Source organism: Tsukamurella conjunctivitidis, assembly GCF_007858475.1.
Taxonomy (GTDB): Bacteria; Actinomycetota; Actinomycetes; order Mycobacteriales; family Mycobacteriaceae; genus Tsukamurella; species Tsukamurella conjunctivitidis.
The window spans coordinates 1-530 of sequence record NZ_VIGX01000287.1; the positions used below are offsets into that span (position 1 = coordinate 1).

A 530-nucleotide genomic window follows, 5' to 3' on the forward strand; every position below is an offset into this window, starting at 1 on the left:
GGCCCACGACATAGGCGGCCAGGACCGGGACCGCGGACAGTGTGACCGCTGCCAGGATCGCGGGGATGTTGGAGGTGTACTGCCCCTGGTAGTTCCACAGCGACAGGGTCAGGACCCGCACCGAGCTGCTCTGGGTGAGGATCAGGGGGAAGAGGAACCCGTTCCACACCTGGAGCGCCTGGTAGACACCCACCGTGGTGATGGCCGGCATCGCCAGCGGGACGACGAGTGTGCGAATGATCGTCCACTCCTTCGCGCCGTCCACCGCCATCGAGTCGAAGAGTTCCGGGGGGATGTCGCGCATGGAGTTCACCAGGATCATCACCGTCACGGGGATGGCGAATGCGATCGAGGGGAGGATGATGCCCAGGAGGGTGTCGTAGAGGCCCATCTGGACGACCAGGTAGTACACCGGGACGATGACGGCCTGCAGTGGGATACCGAGTTCCAGGAGGATCAGGCTGAAGACCCTCCTGGACCACGCGTTGCGCTTCCTGACGATGTAGTAGGACACCATCACGCAGACGGTG

General features: G+C 63.8%; 1 protein-coding gene. It reads right to left on the bottom strand.

Annotated elements, in window-relative coordinates:
• Positions 1 to 517, bottom strand: a 517-nt coding sequence (locus FK530_RS25435; protein ID WP_205124286.1) for a carbohydrate ABC transporter permease, incomplete at its 3' end; no start/stop codon positions are given.
• Between the last annotated feature and the right edge of the window lie 13 nt (positions 518 to 530).